Origin of the sequence: Rhodococcus sp. B10, from assembly GCF_011770055.1 — a bacterium.
Classification (GTDB): domain Bacteria; phylum Actinomycetota; class Actinomycetes; order Mycobacteriales; family Mycobacteriaceae; genus Rhodococcoides; species Rhodococcoides kyotonensis_B.
On record NZ_JAAFYV010000020.1, the window covers coordinates 74,625 to 95,140 of the forward strand.

Sequence of the window (20,516 nt, forward strand, 5' to 3'; positions counted from 1 at the left end):
CCCGGGCGTCCCTCCGCTACGCTATCGAACAACAGTTCGTAGGCGGAAGGTGTGCCAGAGTGCGTGTGATGGGCGTCGATCCCGGCTTGACCCGCTGTGGGTTGAGTCTGATCGAAGGCGGTACCGGGAGGAGCGTCACCGCGCTCGACGTCGACGTCGTCCGCACTCCCGCGGACATGGAACTCTCCCAGCGTCTGCTCCGTATCTCCGAGGCAGCCGAGTACTGGCTCGACACTCACAAGCCCTCCGTGGTCGCGATCGAACGTGTCTTCGCGCAGCACAACGTGCGGACGGCGATGGGCACCGCTCAGGCCGGGGGAGTCATCGCCCTCGCAGCCGCCAGACGCGGCATCGACGTCTGCTTCCACACGCCCAGTGAGGTCAAGGCAGCCGTCACCGGTAACGGAAGCGCCGACAAGGCGCAGGTCACCGCGATGGTGATGCGTATTCTCGGCCTGCAGGTCGCACCGACGCCCGCGGACGCCGCGGATGCTCTCGCGCTCGGGATCTGTCATTGTTGGCGGGCTCCGATGATCGCCCGGATGGCACAGGCCGAGAAGATGGCGGCGGAGCAGAAGCGCAAGTACGAAGCGAGGCTCGCTGAGGAGCGCAAGGCACGTGCGGCACGCAAGTCCGCAGCCGAGCGTGAGGTGGCACGAAAGGCAGGTGCGCGGTGATCGCGTCGATACGCGGCGAAGTCCTCGAGATCGCCCTCGATCACGCCGTGTTGGAAGCGTCGGGCGTCGGATACCGCGTCAACGCGACGCCCGCGACACTCGGAACGTTGAGCCGCGGCGCCGAGTCGAGGTTGCTGACCACGATGATCGTCCGCGAGGACTCGATGACCCTGTACGGCTTCTCGGACAACGAGACGCGTGACCTCTTCTCGCTGCTGTTGACGGTGTCCGGCGTCGGGCCGCGCATCGCGATGGCGACGTTGGCGGTCCTCGACCCGCATGCGCTGCGTACGGCACTCGCGGACAGCAATGTGACGGCGTTGACGCGTGTGCCCGGGATCGGCAAGCGCGGCGCCGAACGCATGATCGTCGAGCTGCGAGACAAGGTCGACGCGATCGTCGGATCGTCGGGTGTTCCGTTGCCGTCCGGCAGCGCCGCCGGTTCACCGGTACGTGATCAGATCGTCGAAGCGCTCACGGGACTCGGCTTCGCCGTCAAACAGGCCGAGGACGCCACCGATTCGGTCCTCGCGGCGCAGCCCGACGCGTCGACATCGGCCGCGCTGCGGTCGGCTCTGGCCTACCTGAGCAAGAGCAAATGACCGACGAGTCCGACATCGACGAGTCGCAGGTGACCGCCCAGGCCACCCCGGACGATCTCGACATCGAAACGAGCCTGCGACCGAAGTCGCTGACGGATTTCATCGGCCAACCCCGTGTGCGGGAGCAGCTGCAACTGGTGCTGTCCGGTGCCAAGCTCCGCGGTGGCACTCCGGACCACATTCTGATGTCGGGACCTCCCGGTCTCGGCAAGACCTCGATGGCGATGATCATCGCTCAAGAACTCGGTACGTCCCTGCGCTTGACGTCGGGGCCCGCGCTCGAACGGGCGGGCGATCTCGCCGCCATGCTCAGCAACCTCGTCGAGGGTGACGTTCTGTTCATCGACGAGATCCACCGCATCGCTCGACCTGCCGAGGAAATGCTGTATCTCGCGATGGAGGACTTTCGGGTCGACGTCGTGGTCGGCAAAGGTCCCGGCGCCACGTCCATACCCCTCGAAGTCGCGCCGTTCACCCTCGTCGGCGCCACCACCAGGTCCGGCGCATTGACCGGCCCGCTGCGAGACCGGTTCGGCTTCGTCGCTCACATGGATTTCTACGAGCCGGAGGAACTCGAGCGCATTCTGCTCCGGTCGGCCGGAATCCTGGGTGTCCCGATCGACAAGGGCGGGTGCGCCGAGATCGCGGGACGGTCCAGGGGCACGCCTCGTATCGCCAACCGTCTGCTCCGACGTGTCCGCGACTACGCCGACGTGCGCGGCGACGGCACCGTGACGAAGGACACCGCAAAAGCGGCGCTCGTGGTCTACGACGTCGACGACCTGGGCCTCGACCGACTCGACCGGGCCGTCCTCAGCGCGCTGATCCGCAGCTTCGGGGGAGGGCCGGTGGGCGTGTCGACGCTGGCAGTGGCGGTCGGCGAAGAACCTGCGACGGTCGAGGAAGTGTGCGAGCCGTTCCTGGTCCGAGCCGGAATGATCGCGCGCACCCCGCGCGGACGCGTCGCCACGGCAGCCGCGTGGGAGCACCTGGGTCTCGTGCCTCCTCCGGATCTCGCCATCGGCGGTATCACGGTTCGGGCGAGCGAGCCTCAACAGGGCCTATTCGAATAATCTGCTGATAATCGGTGGGAGCCGAGCAGTGGACGACCCCGGTAATGGCACACTGGGGGCCATGCACGGACTCCGCTGCGGAGTTCGAGCGTGCGCACCGCACGTACCGATGACTTTCCGAACACCCCGTACTACGAAACTTCGAGGACTGACGTAAAGATGGAACTGCTCTTCCCGCTCCTGATCGTGGCCCTGCTCGTACCGATGTTCCTGAACGTCCGCAAGCAGAAGAAAATCATGGCCGACACGCAGGCGCTGCAGGATTCGCTGAAGATCGGCGACGAGGTCGTCACCACCGCCGGGCTGTACGCACGTGTCGTGCTCGTCGAGGACGACACCGTCGACCTCGAAATCGCCGACGGCATCGTCACCACGTGGTCGCGCGCCGTCGTCCGCGAAGTTCTTCCCGCCGACACCGAGGGCGACGAGGAATTCTCCGCGCCCGACGACCTGTCCGGCATCGGTGGCTCCACTCCGTCGCTCGAGAAGCCGGCACCCCAGGCTCCCGCAGACGAAACCACCTCGCAGACCACGCGTCGCCTCGACAAGGAGTGACCTCGGCCCAGCACCGTCGCCGCTGTCGGACCTGATCCGGCAGCGGTTTCGCGTGCCGGGGAACGCGTCCCCCTCGTCCGACCCAGCATGCCGTCCGAAAGCCCAGAGGAGAATCACACACCGTGGCACCTTCCAGCGGATCGGTGCATCCAGGTCGCTATCTAGCCGTGTTCGCGGTTCTGATGGCTGCCGTGTATGCACTGGTCTTCTTCACCGGAGACAAGTCGCCGAGTCCCAAACTGGGCATCGACCTGCAGGGCGGCACGCGCGTCACCTTGACCGCACGAACCCCTGACGGCAGCGCGCCGAGCCAGGACAGCTTGAAGCAGGCTCAGCAGATCATCGAGACGCGCGTCAACGGTCTCGGCGTCTCGGGGTCCGAGGTCGTCATCGACGGCGACAACCTGGTCATCACGGTTCCCGGCGACGACAGCTCGCAGGCTCGATCGCTCGGACAGACGGCACGTCTGTTCATTCGGCCCGTCCAGAGCGCCTTGCAGCCGTCGGCCGGCGCGCAGGCGCCTGCGACCGAGACGCCGGCTCCGGCCGCGCCGACAACCGAGGCACCGGCACCTGCAGGCGATTCGGTCCCGCAGGGACGCCCGTTCCCGGCTCAGGACCCGAGCGCAGTCGACCCGACTCCCTCTCCCGAAGCCCCCGCTGCGGACACCACGTCGTCCGAGGAGCCCGCGACCGAAGGCACCGAGAGCGAGCAGGCCGCCGCACAGATCGCCGAGGCCAAAGCCTCGCGGCAGAGCGAAGACCCTCAGGTTCAGCAGACTGCGGCCGCGACGATCGACTGCAACGCGCCCGACCCGCTGCAGGGTAACGACGACCCGGCGCTGCCCCTCGTCGCGTGCTCCACGGACGGTACCGCGGTCTACATCCTCGGCCCGAGCATCATCGACGGACAGCAGATCGCGGATGCGACGTCGGGTTTCAACACCCAGCAGTCGCGTCACGAGGTCAGTTTGAGTTTCGACTCCGAAGGAAGCACCACGTGGGCACAGTTCACCGGTGCCAACATCGGTAGTCAGGCCGCGTTCACGCTCGACTCCAAGGTCGTCAGCGCCCCGCAGATCCAGGGCGCGACGCCCGCCGGCAGCGCGACGTCGATCACGGGGCAGTTCACCGCCCAGTCCGCGGCCGAGTTGGCGAACACCCTGAAGTACGGATCGTTGCCGCTGTCGTTCGCGTCGTCGGAAGCCGAAACGGTGTCCGCGACTCTCGGCCTCGCATCGCTCGAGGCGGGCCTCATCGCGGGCGCGATCGGTCTGGCCCTCGTGCTGGTGTACTGCCTGATCTACTACCGGGCGCTCGGACTGCTGACGGCGTTGTCACTGGTCCTGGCCGGGTTGATGGTCTACGGCATCCTGGTACTGCTCGGTCGGTGGATCAACTTCACCCTCGACCTGGCAGGTATCGCCGGTCTGATCATCGGCATCGGTATGACCGCCGACTCGTTCGTGGTGTTCTTCGAACGCATCAAGGACGAGATTCGCGAGGGACGCAGCTTCCGGTCCGCCGTTCCGCGAGGATGGGCTCGCGCCCGCAAGACGATCCTGTCCGGTAACGCGGTCAGCTTCATCGCCGCCGCTGTGCTGTACGTGCTCGCCGTCGGCCAGGTGCGTGGATTCGCGTTCACCCTCGGCCTGACGACGATCCTCGACGTCGTGGTCGTCGTTCTCGTCACGTGGCCGCTCGTCTACCTGGCGTCCAAGTCCACGTTCTGGTCCAAGCCCGGGGTCAACGGCCTCGGCGCCGTCGCCGAGATCGCGCAGGAACGCAAACGTGCGGCCGCGCGACCGAAGCCCGACACTGCGGCCGCCGCGCCGACCAAGGGGGCATGACATGTCCGATTCTCCCCGCAGCGACGTCGAAGGTTCGACGCTCGTGAAGGACGCCGACGTCGCACAGGACGCTCAGCCGCATCATGGTTGGCTGAATCGCCTCTACACCGGTACCGGTGCGTTCGAGGTCGTCGGACGCCGGCGCTTCTACTACCTGCTGACCGGTGCGATCGTCTTGATCTGCCTGCTGAGCATGGTCTTCCGCGGCTTCACGCTCGGCATCGACTTCGAGGGTGGAACGAGGATCCAGCTCCCGGCCGCCGACAATGTCAGCACCGAGCAGGTCGAGACCGTCTTCTCCGACACGCTCGGTTTCGAGCCGGTGTCGGTGCAGACCGTCGGTTCCGGCGCCGCGGCCACCGTGCAGGTGCGGTCCGAGGCCCTCGACGCAGGCCAGGTCGACAGCGTCAAGACCGCCTTGTTCGACGCGTTCCAGCCCGTCGACGGCAGCGGAACCGCCACGCCGAACGCGATCAGCGTGTCCGACGTGAGTGAGACGTGGGGTGGGCAGATCACGCAGAAGGCGTTGATCGCGCTCGTGGTGTTCCTGGTGATCGTCAGTATCTACATCTCGATACGCTACGAACGGGACATGGCGTTGGCGGCGCTCGCCGCGCTCGGGTTCGACCTGTTGGTCACAGCCGGTGTCTACTCGCTCGTCGGATTCGAGGTGACTCCGGCGACGGTCATCGGTCTGCTCACGATCCTCGGTTTCTCGCTCTACGACTCCGTCGTCGTGTTCGACAAGGTCGAGGAGAACACTCGCGGCATCCTGCACCTGAACCGCAAGACGTACGCCGAGCAGGCCAACCTGGCGGTCAACCAGACGTTGATGAGGTCGATCAACACGACCGTCATCGGTGTGCTTCCGGTGCTGGCGTTGATGATCGTGGCGGTGTGGCTGCTCGGCGTCGGAACGCTGAAGGACCTGGCCCTCGTCCAGCTCGTCGGCATGATCGTCGGCGCGTACTCGTCGATCTTCTTCGCGACGCCGCTGCTCGTCACGCTCAAGGAGAAGTGGGGTCCGGTCGCAGCGCACACCAGGAAGGTGTTGGCCAAGCGCGCCGAGGCGGCCCAGCGCGGCGGGGGAGCCACGCCTGCCGTCGCCGTCGCGTCCAAGGCTCCCGCGTCGGTGACTCCGACGCCCGGTTCGCGGCCGACCGGAAAGCGGAACAAGAAGAGGCGTTGATGCACGCACGGATCGGGGTAGTGCGCACGACGACGGCAGCGGTGGCTGCCGTCGTCACGGCATCGGTCGTAGCGGGCTGTTCGGCAGCCGAGGACCAGGTTCCGTCCATCGGGTACGCGCTCGACAACGTCGTCTCGACGTACAACGCGAACACCGTCGACGGCGCGGCATCGGGTGCGCGACAAGCGTTCCCGCGGGTGCAGACCGGGTTCAGCTATCTGGGGCCGGAGGGAGAAGCGCTGGCGGACAACGACATCGGCAGTGCGGCCGTCGTGCCCGGCGACGTGCTGACGGTGCGGTACGTGATCGCGCCACAGGCCGTGTACTCCGACGGGGTTCCGATGACGTGCGACGATCTCGTGCTGACATGGGCTGCCAACAGCGGCCGCTTCGTGGCGGGCGAGAACGATCTGCCACTGTTCGACGCGGCGTCGACGGCCGGGTACAAGGACATCGATCAGGTCGCCTGCAGCGCGGGAGCCAAGGAAGCCACGGTCACGTTCCGGGCCGGGCGCTCGTACTCGGACTGGCGAAATCTGTTCGGCGCCACCGACATTCTCCCCGCCCATGTCGCAGCCCGGGTGGCAGGCGTTCCCGACGTCGTCGCGCCGATCGCGTCGGACGACCTCGACGTCGTCGGCCGCATCGCCGAATTCTGGAACACCGGGTGGAATCTGACGCCCGGCTCGGTCGACACGTCGTTGCTGCCGTCGAACGGTCCGTATCGGGTCGATTCCTACACCGCGGACGGCGGTCTCGTACTCGTCGCCAACGACAAGTGGTGGGGCATCGCCCCGTCCACCGATCGAATAGTCGTGTGGCCCAAGGGAACCGACATTCAGTCTCGTGCCGGTGACGGCGAACTGGAAGTCATCGACCACGGGGCGGGTAACGACGTCCCGGCGGACGGGTTCGCACGTACCGACTATCCGTCCACCGGCATCGAGCAACTGACGTTCGCGACGAGCGGTGCACTCGCCCCGTCGGCTGCGCGTCGTGCGATCGCGCTGTGCACGCCGCGACAGTCCTTGTTCGACAGCTACGGTCACCCCGGTTTCGACGAGACGACCGGTGTCGGGTCGGGCGTCGTCGATTCGCGTCTCGTTCGCGTCGACGATCTGCTGTACGCGCCGGTGGCGGCGACGGCGGCGAACCGGTTCCGTCAGCCCGACATCGCCACGGCGACGGCCGAACTCGCCGGTGCAGGCATCGACGGCCTCACCGTCCGTATCGGATACCTCGCGCCGGATTCGCGTCGCGCCCAGATCGTCGCGGACATCGCGGCCGCGTGCGCACCGGCCGGAATCACGGTGCAGGACGCGGGTTCACCGCAGTTCTCGCCGACGGCACTCCGAACGGGCGAGGTGGACGCGATTCTCGGTTCCACGGCGTCGGCGTCCGGTGCCGCGGGTTCGGTGTCCGACGCGACTGCCCACGACAGTCTGCACAGCGGTGCGGGCAGCAACGTCGGCGGCTACGCGAACGGTCGTATCGACGCGATCGTCGACCAACTGTCCGTGGAAACCTCGGATGCCTCGCGTCTCGCGCTGTCGACCGAGGGCGAGAACATTCTGTGGAACGACATGCCGTCGTTGCCACTGTTCTCGGCCCCGCGAACCGCGGCCGTGGCCGACGGTATGGGCAACGTCGTCGTCGATCCGACGGCCGCGGGTATCGGCTGGAACATGGACAGGTGGATACTTCTTCGGTGAGTAGACACAGCGACCCGTCCGTGACGACCGAGAGCACGGCGTCGAAGAACATCGACCGACTCGTACGGTGGGCGGACGACTTCCCGACCGCGGGTGTGCGTTTCGCCGATCTGACCCCGGTGTTCGCCGACGCCGTCGGTCTTTCATCCGTCATCGACGAGCTGGCCGTCGCGGGCGAGGGCACCGATCTCGTCGCCGGTATCGACGCCCGCGGATTCCTGCTCGGGGCAGGCGTGGCGTTGGCACTCGGTTCGGGAGTTCTGGCCATGCGCAAAGCGGGCAAGCTTCCTCCGCCGGTGGTGTCCCAGCGATACGAACTCGAATACGGCGCAGCCGAACTGGAGATCCCCGAGGCGATTGATGTCTCGGGCCGCCGTGTTCTCGTCGTCGACGACGTGCTGGCCACCGGTGGCACCATCGCCGCGGCCGCGGAGCTGCTGCGAGGGCGCGGCGCCGAGATCGTCGGTGCCGCCGTCGTCCTCGAGATCGCTGCGCTCGGTGGACGTTCGCGATGCGAGGGGTACCCGGTCACCTGCCTGAAGCAGGTGTGAGGACTAAAGTTGTCCCATACTGCGTTCCAAGCGGGAGCGACACGACGCAGACAGCGCGGCAGGAGGCGATCACATGACCCGTTCCGTCGACCGATCCGTGCCAGAACGATCCAGGCCGGAGACCGAGCAGAACGACGCGGGGGAGCAGCAGGCCACGCCGTCTCGGGCGGCAACCGGTAGAACCACGCCCGCGGTGCCGACGTCGGCGTCGAGACGAGTCCGCGCGCGACTGGCGCGTCGTATCACGGCCGGACGCAGCACGGCGGTCAAGCCGGTGCTAGAGCCGCTGGTGTCCATGCACCGGGAGTTGTACCCGAAAGCCGATCTCGCGCTGCTGCAGCGGGCGTACGACGTCGCCGACGAACGGCATGCGACGCAGATGCGCAAGTCGGGCGATCCGTACATCACCCATCCGCTCGCCGTCGCGAACATTCTCGCCGAGCTGGGCATGGACACGACGACGCTCGTCGCCGCGCTGCTGCACGACACCGTCGAGGACACCGGGTATTCGCTGACTCAGCTGACCGACGAGTTCGGCGAAGAGGTCGCGCACCTGGTCGACGGCGTCACCAAGCTGGACAAGGTCGTTCTCGGGTCCGCGGCCGAGGGCGAAACCATCCGCAAGATGATCATCGCCATGGCCCGCGACCCGCGTGTGCTCGTCATCAAGGTCGCCGACCGGTTGCACAACATGCGCACGATGCGGTTCCTGCCGCCGGAGAAGCAGGCGCGCAAGGCCAAGGAGACGCTGGAGGTCATCGCGCCGCTCGCGCATCGCCTCGGCATGGCGACGGTCAAGTGGGAACTCGAGGACCTCGCGTTCGCGATCCTGCACCCCAAGAAGTACGACGAGATCGTCCGCCTGGTCGCAGATCGGGCGCCGTCGAGGGACACCTACCTCGAGAAGGTGCGTGCCGAGATCAACGCGTCGCTGTCCGCGTCGCGCATCAGTGCCGCGGTCGAGGGGCGTCCCAAGCACTACTGGTCGATCTACCAGAAGATGATCGTCAAGGGGCGCGACTTCGACGACATCCACGATCTCGTCGGCGTTCGCATCCTGTGCGACGAAATTCGCGACTGTTACGCCGCGGTCGGCGTCGTGCACTCGCTGTGGCAGCCGATGGCAGGCCGGTTCAAGGACTACATCGCGCAGCCGCGGTACGGGGTCTACCAGTCGTTGCACACCACCGTCGTCGGTCCGGAGGGCAAGCCGCTCGAAGTGCAGATTCGCACCCGCGACATGCACAGGACGGCCGAGTTCGGCATCGCCGCGCATTGGCGCTACAAGGAGACACGCGGCAAGCACGGCAGCGACAACGCCGAGGTCGACGACATGGCGTGGATGCGTCAGTTGCTCGACTGGCAGCGTGAAGCCGCCGACCCGGGCGAGTTCCTCGAATCACTGCGCTACGACCTCGCGGTCAAGGAAATCTTCGTCTTCACGCCGAAGGGCGACGTCGTGACGCTGCCCGCCGGGTCCTGTCCGGTGGACTTCGCGTACGCCGTGCACACCGAGGTCGGGCACCGCTGTATCGGCGCCCGCGTCAACGGCAGACTCGTCGCCTTGGAACGCACGCTCGACAACGGTGAGGTCGTCGAGGTCTTCACGTCGAAGGCCGTCAACGCCGGGCCGAGCCGTGACTGGCAGGGGTTCGTCGTCTCGCCGCGCGCGAAGACGAAGATCCGCCAGTGGTTCGCGAAGGAGCGCCGCGAGGAAGCACTCGAAGCAGGCAAGGATGCGATCGCCAAGGAGGTCCGCCGCGGCGGTCTTCCGTTGCAGCGGTTGATGAATGCCGAGTCGATGTCGACCATCGCTCACGAACTGCGCTACGTCGACGTGTCGGCGTTGTACACGGCTGTCGGCGAGAGCCACGTGTCCGCGCAACACGTCGTCCAGCGGCTCGTCGCGCACCTGGGCGGGGTCGGTGACGTCGAGGAGCAGTTGGCCGAGAGGGCAACGCCGTCGACCATTCCGACGCGGCCGCGTCACGTCGGCGATGCGGGCGTGCTCGTGTCCGGTACCGAGGGCGTCGTGGCCAAACTCGCCAAGTGCTGCACCCCGGTCCCGGGTGACGAGATTCTCGGCTTCGTGACGCGAGGAGGTTCGGTGAGTGTGCACCGGACCGACTGCACCAACGCGAAGTCGCTCGGTGAGCAGTCGGAACGATTCATCGACGTGCAGTGGGCTCCGTCGGCGTCGTCGGTGTTCCTGGTGGCGATTCAGATCGAGGCGCTCGACCGGCATCGGCTTCTGTCCGACGTGACGAAGGCGTTGGCGGACGAGAAGGTCAACATCCTGTCGGCGTCGGTGGCGACGTCGGGCGATCGCGTCGCGATCAGCAAGTTCACGTTCGAAATGGGTGACCCGAAGCACCTGGGCCACGTGTTGAACGTCGTACGCAACGTCGAAGGCGTCTACGACGTCTACCGACTCACGTCGGCGGCGTAAGGCGGCGTCGCCGCCCGTGAGTGGCGAATGTACAGCCCGCTGTACATTCGCACTCACGTGGCGCTACTGCGCGACTACCGTCTCGAGCGTGACCTCGGCGTTCGGCGCACCGTCTCCACCGGGGGTCGCGACGCCCGCCGCTGCGACCTTGTCGAGCGTGGCGAGTCCTTCCTCGGAGATCGTGCCGAACACGGTGTACTGCGGCGGCAACACGGAATCCGCGTAGACGAGGAAGAACTGGCTTCCGTTCGTGTCCGGACCGGCGTTCGCCATCGCGACGGTGCCACGCGGGTACACGACCGGCTGCGACGACGCGGGATCTCCGACGGGATATGCCGTGGTCGGGTATTCGTTCGCGAACTCGTAGCCCGGGCCGCGGTTGCCCTGCCCGGACGGGTCACCGCACTGCAGGACTTCGAGTCCCGGCGTCGTGGTCAGCCGGTGGCAGGTCGTGTCGTCGAAGTAGCTCTGCGTCGCCAGACTGGTGAAACTGTTGACGGTGCACGGAGCTTCGCCGCGGTCGAGAACCAGCTGAATCGGGCCTTGGCTCGTCGTGATCGCGACGTCGACGGTGCCTTGCGTCGACACCCCGTCGGTCGCCGGTGGGGTGTTGTCCTTGATGGCGGGCGTCGCCTCCGGGTAGTCGCACGTCGTCGTCGACGCCTCGGGTGACGGAACAGCGGGCAGAGCGCCGAACCGGCTGAGGTCGAGCTGCTGCTGCTCCGTCGTCGGCGCGGCCGAGGTGGTCGAGCCGGCCGAGCCGGACGTCGTCGACGACGCGGTGCCGGAACCGTCGGACGAGCAGCCGGCCACGAGAAGGGCGACGGCGGCTGCGCCGGCGAGGACTGCGGGTGAGGTACGGCGCATCACAGGTCACTCACCATCGACGTGATGTCCACGGGCTGCGCGGGCTTGCCGTCCTGGGCGCCGCCTTCCACGCCTGCGGCTGCGATCTTGTCCAACGTCTGCAGTCCCGTCTCGTCGATGGTGCCGAACACTGTGTACGCGGGAGGAAGCGTCGAGTCGCCGTACACGAGGAAGAACTGGCTGCCGTTGGTGCCGGGTCCGGCATTGGCCATCGCGATGGTGCCACGGGGGTACGTGATCGGTTCGTCGGCTGCCGGGTCACCCTCGGCGAACTGGTCGGCGGGGAATTCGTCGGCGAATTCGTATCCGGGGCCGCCCATTCCGGTACCGGCCGGGTCACCGCACTGGAGCACGCTCAGCGAGGCGCTCGTCGTCAGTCGGTGGCACGAGGTGCCGTCGAAGTAGCCCTGATTGGCCAGGGAGACGAAGCTGTTCACGGTGCACGGGGACTTGGGGTTGTTCAGGGTCAGGCCGATGTTGCCCTGCGACGTCGCCATGCTGTAGCTCAGCGGTTCGTCCGACGTCGGAACGCCGTCGGTGCGCGGGGGAGTGTTCTCCTTGGCCGCGGGCTGTGCCGACGCAGGGTAGGCGCAGGTCACGGTGTCGGGCAGCGGCTCGGACCGGCCGTCGGCGATGAGCGTGTCCGAGGACGGCGTAGCGGACGCGGTGGTGGTCTCCGACTCGTCGTCGCCGCCTCGGGTCAACGCGAACACCACGGCGACCGCTCCGACCACCACGACGACGCCCAGTACGGATCCTGCGATCGTCAGCTGCTTGCGCTTCTTCGCACGCTCGGCACGGCGTTCGAGCTGCCGCTCGAGTTTCCTTTTCGCCGCCTCACGCCGCTGCTCGTTGCTGGGCACTTCGGTATCCTCCTGCTCGTCCAGGGCCGAAACCGGCCGTGAGTGAGTGTGCCATTACTTCCTGAGAAGTGACTGACGGGCATCACAGGCGCACAGTGCCGGAGTGGAGCCTGCAGGAACGACCGGATTACTGTGGACGAACTACCTGGCCGCAACCCTTAGGAGCTAGTGCTGTGCTCGTCACCGGATTCCCGGCGGGGATGTTCCAGACCAACTGCTACATCCTCGCGCAGGACGACGCGACCGAATGTGTCGTCGTCGATCCCGGACAGGATGCTGCGGAACCGTTGATCGAGTTCTTGAACTCGTCGTCCATGACGCCGGTCGCGGTGCTGTTGACACACGGTCATCTCGATCACACGTGGTCGGTCGCACCGGTGTGCGCCAAGTTCGGTATCCCGGCCTACATCCACGACGACGACCGCTACATGCTCTCCGATCCGCTGCGCGGGACAGGTCCGACGCTCGCCGCGCTGTTGGGCGACGCGGAGTTCCACGAGCCCGAGACGGTCGAGAATCTGGTCGGAGGTTCCACACTCGAGCTCGCGGGCATCACGTTCGAGGTTCTGCACACGCCGGGGCACACGCAGGGATCGGTTGTCTTCACGACCGACGTCGACACCCCGGACGGCACGGCAACGATCGCGTTGACGGGCGACACGTTGTTCGCGGGTTCGATCGGGCGCACCGACCTACCCGGCGGCAACCACGAGCAACTGCTGGCCTCGATCGCGACCACACTGTTGCCGCTGGCCGACGAGACGGTGATCCTGCCCGGCCATGGCGGCCAGAGCACGATCGGCCAGGAACGGGCGTCGAACCCTTTCCTCGTTGGACTGTCCGGCCCCGAACAAGGAACACTGTGACCGTGAGCAAGCCGTCTACGTTCTCTGCGCCCAAGGGCATTCCCGACTACGTTCCTCCGAACTCGGCCGAGTTCGTCGCCGTCCGCGAGGGCCTGCTGAATGCAGCCCGCAACGCCGGATACGGACACATCGAACTGCCGATATTCGAGGACACCGGATTGTTCGCGCGCGGCGTCGGCGAGTCGACGGACGTCGTCAGCAAGGAGATGTACACGTTCGCGGACCGCGGTGACCGGTCCGTCACGCTGCGCCCCGAGGGGACAGCCGGCGTGATGCGTGCGGTCATCGAGCACGGACTCGATCGCGGCGCGCTCCCCGTCAAGCTCGCGTACGCAGGACCGTTCTTCCGGTACGAACGTCCGCAGGCAGGTCGCTACCGGCAGCTGCAGCAGGTCGGCGTGGAGGCCATCGGCGTCGACGACCCTGCACTCGACGCCGAGGTCGTCGCCGTCGCCGACGCGGGGTTCCGCAGCCTCGGGCTGACCGATTTCCGGCTGGAGATCACCTCGCTCGGCGACGACACGTGCCGACCGCAGTATCGAGAGCTGTTGCAGCAGTTCCTGTTCGCGCTTCCGCTCGACCCCGAGACGCGTAAGCGCGCCGAGATCAACCCGTTGCGCGTGCTGGACGACAAGCGGCCCGACGTGCGTGAGATGACCGCCGACGCACCGCTCATGCTCGATCACCTGTCCGAGACCGCCAAGGCGCACTTCGACGAGGTCCTCGGACACCTCGACGCGTTGAAGGTCCCGTACGTCGTCAATCCACGTATGGTCCGCGGCCTGGACTACTACACCAAGACGACGTTCGAATTCGTCCACGACGGCCTCGGGGCGCAGTCCGGCATCGGGGGCGGCGGCCGCTACGACGGACTGATGGCCCAGCTCGGCGGTCAGGAGTTGTCGGGTATCGGTTTCGGGCTCGGCGTCGACCGCACCATGCTCGCTCTCGCCGCCGAGGGCAAGTCGGCCGGTTCCGCGGCGCGTTGCGAGGTGTTCGGAGTGCCGCTCGGAACCGACGCGAAGGCTCAGCTCGTGGCGATCGCCGGACAGCTGCGGACCAAGAACATCAGCGTCGATCTGGCGTACGGCAACCGCGGAGTCAAGGGTGCGATGAAGGCCGCCGACCGGTCCGGCGCGCGCTACGCGTTGGTTCTGGGCGACAAGGAACTGGCCGAACGCGTCGTGGTCGTCAAGGATCTGTCGACCGGTGAGCAGAAGGAAACGCCGCTGGCCGACGTCGTCGCCGTGTTGGAGTCCGAACTTGCCGGCTGACGGCCGGGGCGCCGATCACGTCGACCTCGATCTCGTACCGGCCGAACTGATCGCGCCACGCCTGCGCAAGGTGGCCGTCGGCGCCGTCGTCGTCGGCGTCCTGCTTGCCGTGATCGCGAGTTTCTTTCTGCCCGTTGCGGTCGCGGTCGTCCTCGGCGTCGTGGTCGCGGTCCCGGCAGCGGGATCGGCGTGGGTGGGGCTGCGTCGACGCCTGTGGCTCGACGGCACGACCCTGCATGCGCGTGGCGCCGTCCGCACGCGGGCGCTCGACGTACCCACGCTCGTCTCGGCGGAGGTCCAAGTACGCACCGCGCGCATCGATCAGATCTCGCTTCGCCTGTACGACGGGCGAACTCGCGTCTCGATCCCGCTCGCTCTCTACACCCAGGGCGGCGGCCGCGAGCTGCCGATTCTGTCGCTACGGGCGCTCGCCGACGCGTTGTGGACGAGCGAGCTGGTTCCCGCGGCTGCGGTCGCGTCGGTCCTCGTCGACCAACTCAAGGCGGAGGCACGGGACGCGGGCCTGAACGAACGCCCGCTGTACCGTGCGATCGAGCTGGTGAGGGAAGCCGGGCGGACGCCGATGGCCACCCTCACCGATCGTGAAGTGGCAGGCTTGTCGAGCTGACGGGTCTACGTCACCAAAAAGGCGTCGAGGACAACGGATTCGGCCGACCTGGTACCCGACGTCACGACGAGAGCACGGTTCAAGTAAGTGAACTGCGGCACCGATGTCGCGATGTCGAGTGTGCCGCGGAAGTAGTACGTCGCGGGGTCGACTTCCTCGGTTCCGTTCAGCGATTCGATCACCTCGGCAGGCCCGAACTGAAAGCCCCGGTACGTCAGCGACAGATAACCGCCGTCGGTCAGTTCCAACGTCAGCTCGGCACTGAATTCGGTGCAGCCGTCCGGGCGTGTCACCCCGAAGACGGACGCCGAACCCGCAAGTGTCCCTTCGATGTCCGGGCCAGGCGCGGCACCGCCGAGGATCGGAGTCACGACGCGCGCACCGCCGGGAACGCTGCCGACGTCGATCGGAACGCCGAGCGTCAGGCCAAGGCGGAGAATGGGTTCGAGAGTGGGCGCGATGGGTGCAGACACGTGGGGGAACGCTCCTCGGGGCGACGAAAGGGATCGGGTACACGCTATCTTCCCGTCGTGATTCGTGGCGTCTTGACACGGCCTAGAACACATGTTCGACTAGTGGGCATGCGATGGTCCGGTCAGACGCTCGATGCCGCCGACGAGGGCGCGCTTCCCGGTCTGGAGCGGTCGGGTCTGGTGCGCAGCGTACAGACACCCGAGTTCGAGGGCATCACGTTCCACGAGGTGCTGTGCAAGAGTGCGCTCAACAAGATCAGCGGTGACGCGTCGCTTCCGTTCACGTGGACCGTCAATCCGGCGCGCGGGTGCTCGCACGCGTGCCGCTACTGCTTCGCTCGGCCGACGCACGAGTACCTCGATCTCGATGCCGGAACGGATTTCGACACTCAGATCGTCGTCAAGACCAACATCGCCGCGGTGCTCCGCAAGGAACTCGCACGCAAGTCGTGGAAGCGAGAGCCGGTTGCGCTCGGAACCAACACCGACCCGTATCAGCGTGCGGAGGGCCGGTATCGGTTGATGCCCGGCATCATTCGCGCGCTCGCGGAGTCCGGTACACCGTTCTCGATTCTCACCAAGGGCACGTTGTTGCGACGTGACCTCCCGTTGCTGACGCTCGCCTCGCAGCAGGTCGAGGTGCGCATCAACGTCAGTCTGGCCATCCACGACGCGGATCTGCAGAAGCAACTCGAACCGGGGACGCCGAGTCCGCGGGCGCGTCTCGACCTGATTCGGGCAGTGCGCGACGCGGGACTGACGTGCGGTGTGCTGGTGGCGCCCGTCATTCCGTTCCTCACCGACGGTGCCCGCCAACTCGACGCGTTGATCGGCGCGCTCGCCGACGCAGGCGCCACGTCCGTCTCCGCGATGCCGATGCATCTGCGGTCGTCCACGAAGGACTGGTTCCTGTCGTGGCTCGCCGAACAGCATCCCGCGCTGGTGCGTCGGTACCGACAGCTGTACGGCCACGGCGCCTACGTCACGCCCGAATACAAGGCATGGCTGCGTCAGCGCATCGACCCTCTGCTCGACGAGCACGGCTTCGGCGTCGGAGAGTCCCGGTCGATGCCCGAGAACGTGCCGGCGGATCCGGGCCGGGCAGCGGACGCTCGAACGCCCGCGCTGACTCTGTTCTGACGCGTCATCTCAGAGCCGGAGGCGCATCGAGGTCACGCGCGGAGAACGTGTCGCAGGCGGCTACCTGCCCGGTGCGGTAGCCGGCCAGGAACCACTGTTGACGCTGTTCGGACGAGCCGTGCGTCCACCCCTCGGGGTTGACGCGTCCGCTCGATGCTTGCTGGATTCGATCGTCGCCGACCGACGACGCCGCGGACAGCGCGTCGCGGATGTCGTCGTCGGTGAGGGGTTCGAGGAACGGCTCGCCGGTGTTCGGATCCTCGATCGCGGCAGCGTGGTGCGCCCAGATGCCTGCGTAGCAGTCGGCCTGCAGTTCGACGCGCACCGCGCCCGATTGCGCGCCCTGCGGATCCGCCTGAGCGCGGCCGATGTCGCCGAGTTGGTTCTGGATGTGGTGGCCGACCTCGTGGGCGACGACGTACTCCTGCGCCAACGGGCCACCGCTGGACCCGAAGCGGTCGACGAGAACCTGGAAGAAGCTCGTGTCGAAGTACGCGGTGGAGTCGGCGGGGCAGTAGAACGGGCCGACGGCGCTCGTGGCGTTACCGCAGCCGGTGTTGGTCGAGCCGGAGAACAGACGCACTGCGGGCTGGACGTACGCGACTCCGGTCTGCGGCTGTAGCTGCGATTCCCAGACGGTGTCGAGGCTGCCGACGGTGAAGTTGACGCGGCAATCGACGTTCGCATTCGCGTCGGCGCCGGTCTCGCAGTTCTCGAGTGTGCCCGCTCCCGACTCGTACTGACCCGAGTTGTCCGCCGATCCGCTGAGCTGGCCGAGCAGCGAGCCGGGGTCGCCGCCGAACAGCAGCGCGAGCACCAGGATGACGAGTCCGCCTGCACCACCGCCGAGTGCGATCTTGCCTCCGCGGCCGCCACCGCCGCCGCCGACCGACACGCGGCCGGGCTGCATCCTGGCGCCTTCTCTGAACGTCATCGCCCAATCCTCTCGCGGAGTCCGTGCCCCGACGGAGTCGGATGAACCGTCGGTCGAGTAGCAGCTTCCCATGCGGGCGAGGTATCCGTTTCCGGTCCGGGTACGTGTCTCCGTAGGATCGGTACTCGACGAACACTCTCGACCCCATTTTTTCGAAAGGAAACCCGTGCTGCGCACCCACCTCGCCGGCTCCCTCAGAGCCGAGCACGTCGATCGAACAGTCACACTGACGGGTTGGGTGGCGCGTCGTCGCGATCACGGAGGTGTCATCTTCATCGACCTCCGTGATGCTTCCGGCGTCGCGCAGGTCGTGTTCCGCGAGGGCGACGTTGCCGAGAAGGCACACCGTCTGCGCGCCGAGTACGTGGTCAAGGTCGTCGGCAAGGTCGAAGAGCGTCCCGAGGGCAACCAGAACTACGAGATTCCCACCGGCGCGATCGAGGTCGATGCGACCGACATCGAGGTGCTGTCCGAGAGCGCACCGCTGCCGTTCCAGCTGGACGACCAGCCGGGTGAGGAAGCGCGCCTGAAGTACCGCTACCTGGATCTGCGCCGCGAGGGCCCGGGTCACGCCATTCGTCTGCGCTCGCACGTCAACGCGGCGGCGCGCGGTGTTCTGGCGCACCACGAATTCGTCGAGGTCGAGACACCGACGCTGACTCGGTCGACGCCCGAGGGTGCCCGCGACTTCCTGGTGCCCGCACGGTTGCAGCCCGGAAGCTTCTACGCTCTGCCGCAGAGCCCCCAGCTGTTCAAGCAGCTGCTGATGGTCGGCGGCATCGAGCGGTACTACCAGATCGCGCGCTGCTATCGAGACGAGGACTTCCGCGCCGATCGGCAGCCGGAATTCACGCAGCTCGACATCGAGATGAGCTTCGTCACGCAGGACGACGTGATTCTGCTCGCCGAGGAAATCCTCGCCGCGCTGTGGAAGCTCGTCGGACACGAGTTCACGTCGGCGATTCCTCGCATCACCTACGCCGAGGCGATGCGTCGCTACGGTTCGGACAAGCCGGACCTTCGCTTCGACATCGAACTCGTCGAGTGCACGGATTTCTTCTCCGACACCACGTTCCGCGTCTTCCAGGCGCCGTACGTCGGCGCCGTCGTGATGCCGGGCGGTGCGTCGCAGCCGCGTAAGCAGCTCGACAAATGGCAGGAATTCGCAAAGCAGCGCGGACACAAAGGTCTGGCGTACGTCCTCGTCGCCGAGGACGGAACTCTCGGCGGACCCGTCGCCAAGAACCTCACCGACGCCGAACGCGACGGCATCGCAGCGCACGTCGGTGCCGCGCCCGGTGACGCGATCTTCTTCTCCGCAGGACCGGTCAAGGCGTCGCGTGGCCTGCTCGGCGCGGTACGCGGCGAGATCGCCCGCAAGCTCGACCTCATCGACCCGAAGGCGTGGGCGTTCGTCTGGGTCGTCGACGCGCCGTTGTTCGAGCCCGCATCCGACGCGACCGCCAGCGGTGACGTCGCCGTCGGTTCGGGCGCGTGGACCGCAGTGCACCATGCGTTCACGTCGCCGAAGCCCGAGTCGATGGACACGTTCGACACCGATCCCGGTTCGGCTCTCGCCTACGCCTACGACATCGTGTGCAACGGCAACGAGATCGGCGGCGGCAGTATTCGTATCCACCGCAAGGACATTCAGGAACGCGTCTTCGCGATCATGGGTATCGACGAGGCCGAGGCGCAGGAGAAATTCGGCTTCCTGCTCGACGCCTTCAGCTACGGCGCGCCCCCGCACGGCGGGATCGCGTTCGGCTGGGACCGCATCACGGCATTGCTGGCAGGCGTCGACTCGATCCGTGAGGTCATCGCATTTCCGAAGTCCGGCGGTGGCGTCGACCCGCTGACGGACGCGCCTGCGCCGATCACACCGTTGCAGCGCAAGGAATCCGGTATCGACGCGAAGCCGGAGAAGCGGGACGAGAAGGTCGACGCGGACGCCGCGTCGGAGTAACACGAACACCACGAAGCCCTCCTGCGATCTGTCGCAGGAGGGCTTCGGTGTCGGTTCGCGACCCGTCAGGCGGGCAGGGACTGCGAGACGACGCGGTACGCGTACGTCGACGCGATCATTGTGATCGGGATGGTGACGAGAAGGCCCAAGCCGCACGGAATCACGCCGAGAATGTTGATGCCGACGAGTGCCAGTGCCAGCAGAATCAGCTGGCCTGCATTCGACGAGATCGCCTTGACGCTCGACTTGATGGCAGTGATCGCATCCTGATTGCGATCGATGACGAACTGAAGTGTCCACCACGTCAGGAACGTCAGGATGATGCCGGGAATGATCAGCAGGACGAACCCGACCAACACCAGGATGCCGACGAGGAAGCTCGCGAGAATGATCGCGGCCACGTTGCCGAACTGGAAGAACGACCCGATCGCGGGCTTGTTGCCGTCGACCTCGTGCAGGGCGCCGCGAATGAGGGACGCCTGAATGAGGTAGCCGACGACGGTGCTGATCACCGTGCCGATGATGGCCAGGGCGCCGAACCCGGCCGAGAGATCTCCTGACGTGTCGGTACCGCCGAAGATCAGGTTGATCACGATCTGGATGACCGCGGCGATCACCGCGATACCGATCCAGACTCCGGCGTTGTCCTTGAATCGATTCCAGCCGAAGGACACCGCGTCGCCGACGCTCAACGTCGTCGGCACGCCGCGGTAGTTTCCTCCGCCGTAGTTTCCTGCGCCGTAGTTGCCGGGTCCGTAGTTCCCGGGCGGCGGCGGGTAGTTACCAGGAGGCGGCGGGTAGTTACCAGGAGGCGGTGGATAATTGCCGGGAGGGGGCGGGTAGCCGC

Annotated in this window: 19 protein-coding genes; 14 read left to right on the plus strand and 5 right to left on the minus strand. The window is 66.7% G+C overall.

Annotated features, from left to right (window positions below):
• Positions 1–59: 59 nt before the first annotated feature.
• The 9 genes from ruvC to RhoFasB10_RS14980 all read left to right on the plus strand — a co-directional run bounded on the left by ruvC (position 60) and on the right by RhoFasB10_RS14980 (position 10,658).
• On the plus strand, positions 60–677 hold the full coding sequence (gene ruvC / locus RhoFasB10_RS14940) for a crossover junction endodeoxyribonuclease RuvC (protein ID WP_114329631.1): 618 nt from the start codon (positions 60–62) through the stop codon (positions 675–677).
• The gene (ruvA, locus tag RhoFasB10_RS14945; RefSeq protein WP_114329629.1) at positions 674–1,279 is read left to right on the plus strand and encodes a Holliday junction branch migration protein RuvA; all 606 of its coding nucleotides are present in this window, start codon (positions 674–676) and stop codon (positions 1,277–1,279) included. The genes ruvC and ruvA overlap by 4 nt, the downstream gene beginning before the upstream one ends.
• Positions 1,276–2,352, plus strand: coding sequence for a Holliday junction branch migration DNA helicase RuvB (ruvB, locus tag RhoFasB10_RS14950; RefSeq protein ID WP_068424368.1), 1,077 nt, complete (start codon positions 1,276–1,278; stop codon positions 2,350–2,352). Before ruvA ends, ruvB begins: the two co-directional genes overlap by 4 nt.
• Before the next feature lie 159 nt (positions 2,353–2,511).
• Complete coding sequence (yajC, locus tag RhoFasB10_RS14955) at positions 2,512–2,907, plus strand: preprotein translocase subunit YajC (RefSeq protein WP_068424367.1); 396 nt, start codon at positions 2,512–2,514, stop codon at positions 2,905–2,907.
• A 122-nt stretch (positions 2,908–3,029) separates the two neighbouring features.
• Entirely contained in the window at positions 3,030–4,757 is a 1,728-nt protein-coding gene (secD, locus tag RhoFasB10_RS14960; RefSeq protein ID WP_174551394.1) for a protein translocase subunit SecD, read from the plus strand.
• Position 4,758: 1 nt separating this feature from the next.
• On the plus strand, positions 4,759–5,946 hold the full coding sequence (secF, locus tag RhoFasB10_RS14965; protein ID WP_068424364.1) for a protein translocase subunit SecF: 1,188 nt from the start codon (positions 4,759–4,761) through the stop codon (positions 5,944–5,946).
• Positions 5,946–7,658, plus strand: coding sequence for an ABC transporter substrate-binding protein (locus RhoFasB10_RS14970; RefSeq protein ID WP_167677008.1), 1,713 nt, complete (start codon positions 5,946–5,948; stop codon positions 7,656–7,658). Before secF ends, RhoFasB10_RS14970 begins: the two co-directional genes overlap by 1 nt.
• Positions 7,655–8,209 carry an adenine phosphoribosyltransferase gene (locus RhoFasB10_RS14975; protein ID WP_068424358.1) on the plus strand — a complete coding sequence of 185 codons (555 nt, stop codon included), beginning with the start codon at positions 7,655–7,657 and terminating at the stop codon, positions 8,207–8,209. Before RhoFasB10_RS14970 ends, RhoFasB10_RS14975 begins: the two co-directional genes overlap by 4 nt.
• A 73-nt stretch (positions 8,210–8,282) precedes the next feature.
• Positions 8,283–10,658 (plus strand): RelA/SpoT family protein, encoded by a 2,376-nt coding sequence (locus tag RhoFasB10_RS14980; RefSeq protein ID WP_068424355.1) that lies wholly within the window; start codon positions 8,283–8,285, stop codon positions 10,656–10,658.
• Positions 10,659–10,721: 63 nt separating this feature from the next.
• On the opposite strand, the gene RhoFasB10_RS14985 is transcribed toward RhoFasB10_RS14980, so the two are convergent.
• Together RhoFasB10_RS14985 and RhoFasB10_RS14990 are read right to left on the minus strand one after the other, a co-directional pair.
• Positions 10,722–11,525, minus strand: a complete 804-nt coding sequence (locus RhoFasB10_RS14985; RefSeq protein ID WP_068424354.1) for a peptidylprolyl isomerase — start codon at positions 11,523–11,525, stop codon at positions 10,722–10,724.
• On the minus strand, positions 11,525–12,388 hold the full coding sequence (locus tag RhoFasB10_RS14990) for a peptidylprolyl isomerase (RefSeq protein WP_068424353.1): 864 nt from the start codon (positions 12,386–12,388) through the stop codon (positions 11,525–11,527). Before RhoFasB10_RS14990 ends, RhoFasB10_RS14985 begins: the two co-directional genes overlap by 1 nt.
• A gap of 173 nt (positions 12,389–12,561) precedes the next feature.
• Here RhoFasB10_RS14990 and RhoFasB10_RS14995 point away from each other — a divergent pair, with 173 nt between their 5' ends.
• The 3 genes from RhoFasB10_RS14995 to RhoFasB10_RS15005 are packed head-to-tail and all read left to right on the plus strand — an operon-like array spanning position 12,562 to position 15,156.
• Positions 12,562–13,254 (plus strand): MBL fold metallo-hydrolase, encoded by a 693-nt coding sequence (locus RhoFasB10_RS14995; protein ID WP_167677010.1) that lies wholly within the window; start codon positions 12,562–12,564, stop codon positions 13,252–13,254.
• Positions 13,255–13,256: 2 nt separating this feature from the next.
• Positions 13,257–14,528: a histidine--tRNA ligase gene (gene hisS / locus RhoFasB10_RS15000; RefSeq protein ID WP_068425955.1), complete on the plus strand. Its 1,272-nt coding sequence runs from the start codon at positions 13,257–13,259 to the stop codon at positions 14,526–14,528.
• Positions 14,518–15,156 carry a hypothetical protein gene (locus RhoFasB10_RS15005; RefSeq protein WP_068424347.1) on the plus strand — a complete coding sequence of 213 codons (639 nt, stop codon included), beginning with the start codon at positions 14,518–14,520 and terminating at the stop codon, positions 15,154–15,156. The genes hisS and RhoFasB10_RS15005 overlap by 11 nt, the downstream gene beginning before the upstream one ends.
• Before the next feature lie 5 nt (positions 15,157–15,161).
• Here the strand turns inward: RhoFasB10_RS15005 and RhoFasB10_RS15010 are convergent, their stop codons facing one another.
• Positions 15,162–15,629, minus strand: coding sequence for a DUF3237 family protein (locus RhoFasB10_RS15010; RefSeq protein WP_167677012.1), 468 nt, complete (start codon positions 15,627–15,629; stop codon positions 15,162–15,164).
• A 108-nt stretch (positions 15,630–15,737) separates the two neighbouring features.
• Between RhoFasB10_RS15010 and RhoFasB10_RS15015 the strand changes: the two genes are divergently transcribed.
• A complete protein-coding gene (locus RhoFasB10_RS15015; RefSeq protein ID WP_167677014.1) occupies positions 15,738–16,769 on the plus strand; it encodes an Rv2578c family radical SAM protein in 1,032 nt (343 codons plus the stop codon).
• Positions 16,770–16,773: 4 nt separating this feature from the next.
• Here RhoFasB10_RS15015 and RhoFasB10_RS15020 read toward each other — a convergent pair whose 3' ends face one another.
• A complete protein-coding gene (locus RhoFasB10_RS15020) occupies positions 16,774–17,703 on the minus strand; it encodes a neutral zinc metallopeptidase (protein ID WP_167677015.1) in 930 nt (309 codons plus the stop codon).
• A gap of 166 nt (positions 17,704–17,869) precedes the next feature.
• On the opposite strand from RhoFasB10_RS15020, the gene aspS reads away from it, so the two are divergent.
• Positions 17,870–19,669 carry an aspartate--tRNA ligase gene (gene aspS / locus RhoFasB10_RS15025; protein ID WP_167677017.1) on the plus strand — a complete coding sequence of 600 codons (1,800 nt, stop codon included), beginning with the start codon at positions 17,870–17,872 and terminating at the stop codon, positions 19,667–19,669.
• Between the two features lie 65 nt (positions 19,670–19,734).
• On the opposite strand, the gene RhoFasB10_RS15030 is transcribed toward aspS, so the two are convergent.
• A partial coding sequence (locus RhoFasB10_RS15030; RefSeq protein WP_167677019.1) for a hypothetical protein occupies positions 19,735–20,516 on the minus strand: 782 nt, incomplete at its 5' end.

Excerpts from the sequence above, each read along its gene's own strand:
- ruvB (WP_068424368.1), top strand. The coding sequence starts at position 1,276 with ATGACCGACGAGTCCGACATCGACGAGTCGCAGGTGACCGCCCAGGCC.
- yajC (WP_068424367.1), top strand. The coding sequence starts at position 2,512 with ATGGAACTGCTCTTCCCGCTCCTGATCGTGGCCCTGCTCGTACCGATG.
- secF (WP_068424364.1), top strand. The coding sequence starts at position 4,759 with ATGTCCGATTCTCCCCGCAGCGACGTCGAAGGTTCGACGCTCGTGAAG.
- RhoFasB10_RS14970 (WP_167677008.1), top strand. The coding sequence starts at position 5,946 with ATGCACGCACGGATCGGGGTAGTGCGCACGACGACGGCAGCGGTGGCT.
- RhoFasB10_RS14980 (WP_068424355.1), top strand. The coding sequence starts at position 8,283 with ATGACCCGTTCCGTCGACCGATCCGTGCCAGAACGATCCAGGCCGGAG.
- RhoFasB10_RS14985 (WP_068424354.1), bottom strand. The coding sequence starts at position 11,525 with ATGCGCCGTACCTCACCCGCAGTCCTCGCCGGCGCAGCCGCCGTCGCC.
- RhoFasB10_RS15015 (WP_167677014.1), top strand. The coding sequence starts at position 15,738 with ATGCGATGGTCCGGTCAGACGCTCGATGCCGCCGACGAGGGCGCGCTT.
- RhoFasB10_RS15020 (WP_167677015.1), bottom strand. The coding sequence starts at position 17,703 with ATGACGTTCAGAGAAGGCGCCAGGATGCAGCCCGGCCGCGTGTCGGTC.